Origin of the sequence: Deinococcus alpinitundrae (genome assembly GCF_009982895.1) — a bacterium.
Lineage (GTDB): Bacteria > Deinococcota > Deinococci > Deinococcales > Deinococcaceae > Deinococcus > Deinococcus alpinitundrae.
On record NZ_WXZL01000058.1, the window covers coordinates 1 to 5,768 of the forward strand.

Consider the following 5,768-nt stretch of genomic DNA (forward strand, 5'->3'; position numbering starts at 1 on the left):
TCTCCTCAACCTTGATCGGCTTTCATTTCGTCGCCGCTTGCGTTCTGTTGCTGACGAAACTCAGGCCCCTCCTTGGATAGCCAGTCAACCAGCCTCTAGAGGGCTGTGCGGACGGACCTCGTTGTCGTCCTGATGCCAGGCAGCGACGATCAGACGAGCCTATGGCAGGGTCTGGGACCAGTGGAGGTTGAGGCACTCGTCTCTGGCTCGGCCATTGAAACTCTCGGTATAGGCGTTCTCGACCGGTTTTCCAGGCCGATTGAACTGCTGAATGATGCTGCGCTCATGGGCCCGCCCATTGACCCAGAGCTTTGCTGATGAATTCTGGGCCGTTATTGGTGACGATCATCGCTGGCTGAGCGCGCTCAGCCAGCACCGTTGTCAGCAACCGGGCGATATCTGCGCCAGTGATCGAAGTGCCGACATACGTAACCAAGCACTCCCGCGTGAAGTCGTCTACGACATTCAGGACGCGAAACCGCTGACCTGAAGCCAGTTGATCAGGCATGAAATTCATGCTCCAGCGCTGATTGGCAGCAGAGACCGGCTGTTTCTGCCCGCGTTCACCCGCCGCCAGCTTTTTGCGGGCCTTGCACCGCACCGCCAGTCCCTCGGCCCGGTAGATCCGGTAGATCCATTTATGATTCACCGTTTGCCCTTCTCGTTTGGGCAGGACGTGTAGGCGACGGTAGCCAAAGCGAGGCCGTTCCAAGGCCAAGACACGAAGCCGAGTCTTCAAGCAAGGCCGCATCCTTTTCCTCTCCAGGGCTTTTGTGCCTCTGGTTGGACCGCCAGAAGCCCAGCTGGCGGCAGGCCCGCCGTTCCGTTACCCCGAAGCGCTGACGCCCAAAACCCACCACCTGCCGTTTGAACGGGGTCTGGGATTGCGGCGTCTCATCGGGGTTCACCATTTTTTTGCGACCACTTCCTTGAGCACCTGGTTATCGAGAGAGAGGTCGGCTACCAGCTTCTTCAAGCGGCGATTTTCTTCCTCCAGAGACGAAACCAAACGGTTTCGTCCTTCGTCATACCACTGTATCTCGCCTTACATCGGTGGATCGTACTGACCGCGACCCCATGGAGCCGCCTGAGTTCAGCGAGCGATTGGCCTGAGTCGAGCTGCCCGAGGATCTCTAGAATCTGCGGCTCGGTGTACCGTTTTCCTTTCATCGCCCCGCCTAATTGCCCATCTTGTCGCAATCGGAATGGACCGAGATTCGGGTTCTGTTTCAACCTTGGTGCTCAAAGGCGAACAGGACCCTGCTGCGCAGGGTGTGGAAGCCTGCACGACCATACATCTGCCGTTTAATGAGCTTGATCTTGTTGACCACGCCTTCAACTGGACCTTGACTCCAAGGTAGGGTTGCGGCAGCCTCCAAGGCCGGTTGGTCGCACTGCAAACTTTTGGCGAAGCGTTCGAGGTCTGCAATACCACTGGTCATCGCCGCTTGGAGCCAGGGGGTGACTTGCTCAGGCTGTTTGAGTCGGAGGAAAGCTCGAAAAGTGCTGACGAGAGGGAGAAGGGTGGCTACTTGGGGGAGATGCTCAGTCAACGTGGTCAACGCGAGCTGTTCCTCTTCTCGCAATCGAGTGGTGTCTTTCCAGATCAGCCACAGGACATTATGTGGGGAAACGTTCAGGGGCACATCGTGTGCCACGGCTAAAATCTCATGCTGTCGGGTCTGCAACGCTGCTTGGTATTCGATCCGTGTTGAGGGGTGGATCTCGCGGCGCCAACTGGTATGCCCACCGGCACACCAGTTGGTGACCACTTGGATAGCCTTGCGATTTGATCTCCCGGAAGAGCAACATGGCATTCCGACACCCTTTCGACCAGCGCTCATGCAGATAGGGAAGGTATGGATCAATCAGCCCTTGTCTTCTTGATGCCCTGCGCCGTTCAGGAATGGCATCAACGCGAACGTAGCGCTTGGCCAGCCAGCGTGAGCAGCCCAAGTGACGTGCGATTGATCGAACGCTCTGGCTCTCACGCCTCAACCGCTGCACTTCACTCAGAAACGTCGCGTCGTGGTGGCCTCCACTGTTGAATGAGGCGCAACAGGGTGGAAGGACTGCCCGTCAGCTTCAGCTGACAGACCAATCGAGATCCACCCCGGCTCGTGAGTGCCCCACAGATCGCTTGCAAGACCTTTGCCTGACGAACTGTGCGTTGTGCGAACGGCAGTACGCCACCGGGTGCACGTTCAGTAAAAATATGCTGTGGGCATTCGAGATTTCGGCAGCGAAATCGACGTGCAGTCCACTTGAGCTGAACGGCATGCCTGCCCCAGTGGAGGTCGTTCAGCTGACGTTGGTAATGACTATGAACATGGCGAGAGGGACAACCGCACTTCGGACACAGGCTGATCTCAGCTGTTCGGGTGACGTGTAGAACAAGATGGCCGTCCAATGGGGCGCTCGTATCTCAGTAGCCGACGACTTCGGTTTGAGGCTGTCGTAGACGAGTAAAACTGGTAGAGCGGCACAGATCCCTGGACAAGAGCGGCAAAAGGCGGTGTGTTGAAGGTGTGACTGCTTCAACACCCGCCTGCCGCCAGAGTATCGAACTGACCAAACACTTCAAAGCCTGTGTGCCCTTCCTGCGAATCGATACCCTCCAGCGCGTCGTTGACCTTGTTCTGGCGATGATTACCGCCCAGAGCGTGAACCATCGTGATCTTGCGACGCAGATGCCCGGCGACAGCTCATTGGAGGCCAAGAAACGGCGCGTGGAACGCGCCGTGCACGATGAGCAGCTCACCATGCAGGTCTTCCTGGCCCTTGTGCTCATTCACCTTCCTCCGGGCAAGGTGCTGATGAGCCTAGACCGGACGACCTGGGAACACGGGGAAGCGCCGCTGAATCTGCTCGTCCTCGGCGCTGTCATGCATAGCGACACCATCCCACTCGTTTGGATCGCGCTCGATCACACCGGCAACAGCGACACACGCGCGCGCCTGTGGCTGGTCCTCAAGTTGTTGCAGGCCCTTCCAGCGACGCGCTGGAAGGGCCTGGTGGCCGATCGGGAATTCATAGGAGCCGAGTGGTTCCGCTTCCTCCGGCGTCAAGGAATTCGCAGAGCGGTGCGGATCCGCAAAGACACCATCCTCGACGAACTTCGGGCAGACGAGTGGTTCGATGATCTGCCGCCGGGCGAGTTCCGGATGATCGCGGAGAAAACCGCTGTGTTTGGCGCGTGGATGCGCGTGGTGGCCACGAGGTCCCCAGCTGGGGACCTCGTCATCATTGCGACAGATTTCGGCGTGTGGGAGACCTGGCAGCTCTACAAACTTCGCTGGTCCTTGGAATGTACCTTTGGCAGTCTCAAGTCTCGGGGATTCGACTTGGAGCGTACCGGTGTCACCCAGCCCAAACGGCTCGAACGTCTCTTCGGTCTGGTGACCCTAGCGTGGCTCAGCTGCCTGCGGATCGGTGTCTGGAGGCACGAGAGGCATCCTATCCGCGTGCTGGCTCACGGCCGCAAGGCCATGAGCCTGGTCCGCTACGGCACCGAGTGGTTCATCAACGCCCTGAGATGGGATCCAGACGGGTTTGCCAAGCGACTCACCATACTGATAAAGCCTTTCTCAGCGCCAGGAGCAGCTTAAAGTGAAGTTGTCCTCTACTGAGCGCTCGTATGATCGAGTTGAAAACCTTCAGGAAAGGTAACATGACACCAAGTCATCTTCATACATCAGCTTGACCTTCTCGAGCACCAGGGTTGAAGCAGAACCGAGATTCGGGGGTCACGTCACCGCTTGATAGCCTCGTCTAGCGTCCCCGACTACATTTTCGTTCTTCACAGCCTGAAGTGTCCCATAGAGGGGACATGCACTCATAAATCTGCCAGGTAATCAGTATGGCTAACACCAAGCTGTCATCTGAAAAAGATGTCAGGATGATGTTAGAACTAGTGAACTATCTTCAGCTACCCTTATGAAATCGCTCACACGAGTGTTTCCCCGGACGTTTCAGGCCACTGCAGAGGACCTGCCCGACCCCAATGTGCTGCCAGTCGACGACGGCTACTTCGTGTACGCCACCAACACCCCGGGCCTCAACGTCCCGGTGGTGTTCAGCAGCGACTTCGGTACCTTCACTCTGCTTGGCGACGCCATGCCAGTACTGCCCCGCTGGGTGAGCCGGGGCTTTACCTGGGCGCCAGAAGTGGTGAAAATCGGGCCTCGTTATATCCTGTATTTCACGGCGCGGCTGCGCCGCAGCGGGCGGCAGGTCATCGGAGTCGCTGTCAGCGACGTGCCCCAGGGACCGTTCGTCGCAGCAGATCAGCCGATCGTCACGATGCTGGAATCGGGCGGCGCCATTGACCCAAACATACTGATGGCCTCTGACGGCCGCCGTTACCTGTACTGGAAAAATGACGGTAACGCCGTGGGGAAAATGACCCATCTCTGGGGCAGCGCGCTGAGCGACGACGGCTTGAACTTGGTGGGAGCGCCCACCGCACTACTCAGTGCTACCAAACCGTGGGAACGTAATTTGGTTGAAGCGCCGCAGGTCATTGAGGAAGGCGGGATCTTTCACCTGCTGTATTCAGCTGCCGACTTCGGTAATGAGACCTACGCTGTGGGCCACGCCTCTGGGCCCAGTCCGCTGGGCAACTTCGAAAAAAAGCGCGACGCACCGATTCTGGCCTCGCATGGTCGAATCGCTGGACCGGGCCACAGCCATGCTTTTCGCACGGCGAGCGGTGACTGGCAACTCGCTTATCACGCCTGGGAAGCGGGGAGCTGCGGCTATCCTCATGGCCGGCGAGCGCTGCATGTCGCTCCCCTTCGGGTGCAAGGTACTTCGGTCAATGTGGTGCTGCCGGAAGTCCTGGCACAAGCTTCAGACTGAACTCAGGGCTCAGGACAGCCAAGCCCCACAGTGGACCGCTCAGTGGCTGACTTGTGGCGTTTACTTCGGCTAGATCTGCTCGCCGTGAACTGTGACGACCGCCGTCACCGGAACGGGCTTGCCGGAAACAAGCTGCACCAGAATCAAGTCCTGATCGCCCAGCACTTCTGGTGTTGTCTGCCCGGCTAGCGTGAACGTCAAGCCCGTCACGCCGTCTGAGCCGCAGTTTGTTGAGCGGATGGAGAGCCGGTGCTGCTCACCTTCGCTCGCCGCGCCGCTATAGTTCGCACCTCTGCCAGTCGAGTGGGCGGCAAGCATAGCCGTGACCTCGATCCAGACCGGCCCACTGAATGTCACGGACGATTGGACCGGAAACAGAGACATCAGTGGTGCAGCCTCGGTGGCCTTGGTGATCGGCGCGAGGTCGGTGACGTGCTGCGCGGCGGCCAGATCAGCGCGCGGGATGAGCGGCTGAGCACCACAGGCAGCGAGGGCGACAATGCCGATGAAGGACAGCAACATCAGGTTCTTTTTCACGGCAACCTTAAATAGATCGGGCGCACGCCAGCCGAGGCACGGTAGAAGGTGACGCTGCCTCGACCTTGCCCTGGTCGGACGATCCGCTAGAGCCTGCCCGCCTCCACATATGGCAAGGTGCAGCCGGTGTAGCCGCTGGCCCGGCGCCGTGTCCGGGCCGGGGTTGATGAGTACCACCCTTGAACCATCGAGTTTGAGCGAGGCGCTTTCCTACTGAGCAGCTTGCAGGGCTGGTGCGCAGGCGGCCAGGGACAGCATCAGGGCAGCCAGAACTATTGATACCTGCTTAAATCGGTCACGCTTGGCTGCCGGAGAGCAATCGGGTCGGGAGTTGAATGTACCGAACACGCTGCCACGCCTGAATGAGTCGT

At 58.8% G+C, this 5,768-nt stretch carries 7 protein-coding genes; 2 read left to right on the forward strand and 5 right to left on the reverse strand.

Annotated elements, in window-relative coordinates; translation table 11 throughout:
* Positions 1 to 159: 159 nt before the first annotated feature.
* The 4 genes from GUI70_RS25325 to GUI70_RS25330 all read right to left on the reverse strand — a co-directional run bounded on the left by GUI70_RS25325 (position 160) and on the right by GUI70_RS25330 (position 2,410).
* Positions 160 to 336, reverse strand: coding sequence for an integrase core domain-containing protein (locus tag GUI70_RS25325; protein WP_161884416.1), 177 nt, complete (start codon positions 334 to 336; stop codon positions 160 to 162).
* Positions 284 to 718, reverse strand: coding sequence for a DDE-type integrase/transposase/recombinase (locus GUI70_RS21950; protein WP_161884411.1), 435 nt, complete (start codon positions 716 to 718; stop codon positions 284 to 286). The genes GUI70_RS25325 and GUI70_RS21950 overlap by 53 nt, the downstream gene beginning before the upstream one ends.
* A 511-nt stretch (positions 719 to 1,229) precedes the next feature.
* A complete protein-coding gene (locus GUI70_RS21955; protein WP_438503509.1) occupies positions 1,230 to 1,844 on the reverse strand; it encodes a transposase in 615 nt (204 codons plus the stop codon).
* A gap of 164 nt (positions 1,845 to 2,008) precedes the next feature.
* A complete protein-coding gene (locus tag GUI70_RS25330) occupies positions 2,009 to 2,410 on the reverse strand; it encodes a transposase family protein (RefSeq protein WP_161884413.1) in 402 nt (133 codons plus the stop codon).
* A 235-nt stretch (positions 2,411 to 2,645) separates the two neighbouring features.
* On the opposite strand from GUI70_RS25330, the gene GUI70_RS21965 reads away from it, so the two are divergent.
* Positions 2,646 to 3,608: a transposase gene (locus GUI70_RS21965; protein WP_161884417.1), complete on the forward strand. Its 963-nt coding sequence runs from the start codon at positions 2,646 to 2,648 to the stop codon at positions 3,606 to 3,608.
* A gap of 328 nt (positions 3,609 to 3,936) precedes the next feature.
* Positions 3,937 to 4,860: a glycoside hydrolase family 43 protein gene (locus tag GUI70_RS21970; RefSeq protein WP_161884414.1), complete on the forward strand. Its 924-nt coding sequence runs from the start codon at positions 3,937 to 3,939 to the stop codon at positions 4,858 to 4,860.
* Between the two features lie 69 nt (positions 4,861 to 4,929).
* On the opposite strand, the gene GUI70_RS21975 is transcribed toward GUI70_RS21970, so the two are convergent.
* Positions 4,930 to 5,397 carry a hypothetical protein gene (locus tag GUI70_RS21975; RefSeq protein WP_237725113.1) on the reverse strand — a complete coding sequence of 156 codons (468 nt, stop codon included), beginning with the start codon at positions 5,395 to 5,397 and terminating at the stop codon, positions 4,930 to 4,932.
* Positions 5,398 to 5,768 lie beyond the last annotated feature (371 nt).

Excerpts from the sequence above, each read along its gene's own strand:
- GUI70_RS21955 (WP_438503509.1), bottom strand. The coding sequence starts at position 1,844 with ATGAGCGCTGGTCGAAAGGGTGTCGGAATGCCATGTTGCTCTTCCGGG.
- GUI70_RS21970 (WP_161884414.1), top strand. The coding sequence starts at position 3,937 with ATGAAATCGCTCACACGAGTGTTTCCCCGGACGTTTCAGGCCACTGCA.
- GUI70_RS21965 (WP_161884417.1), top strand. The coding sequence starts at position 2,646 with ATGATTACCGCCCAGAGCGTGAACCATCGTGATCTTGCGACGCAGATG.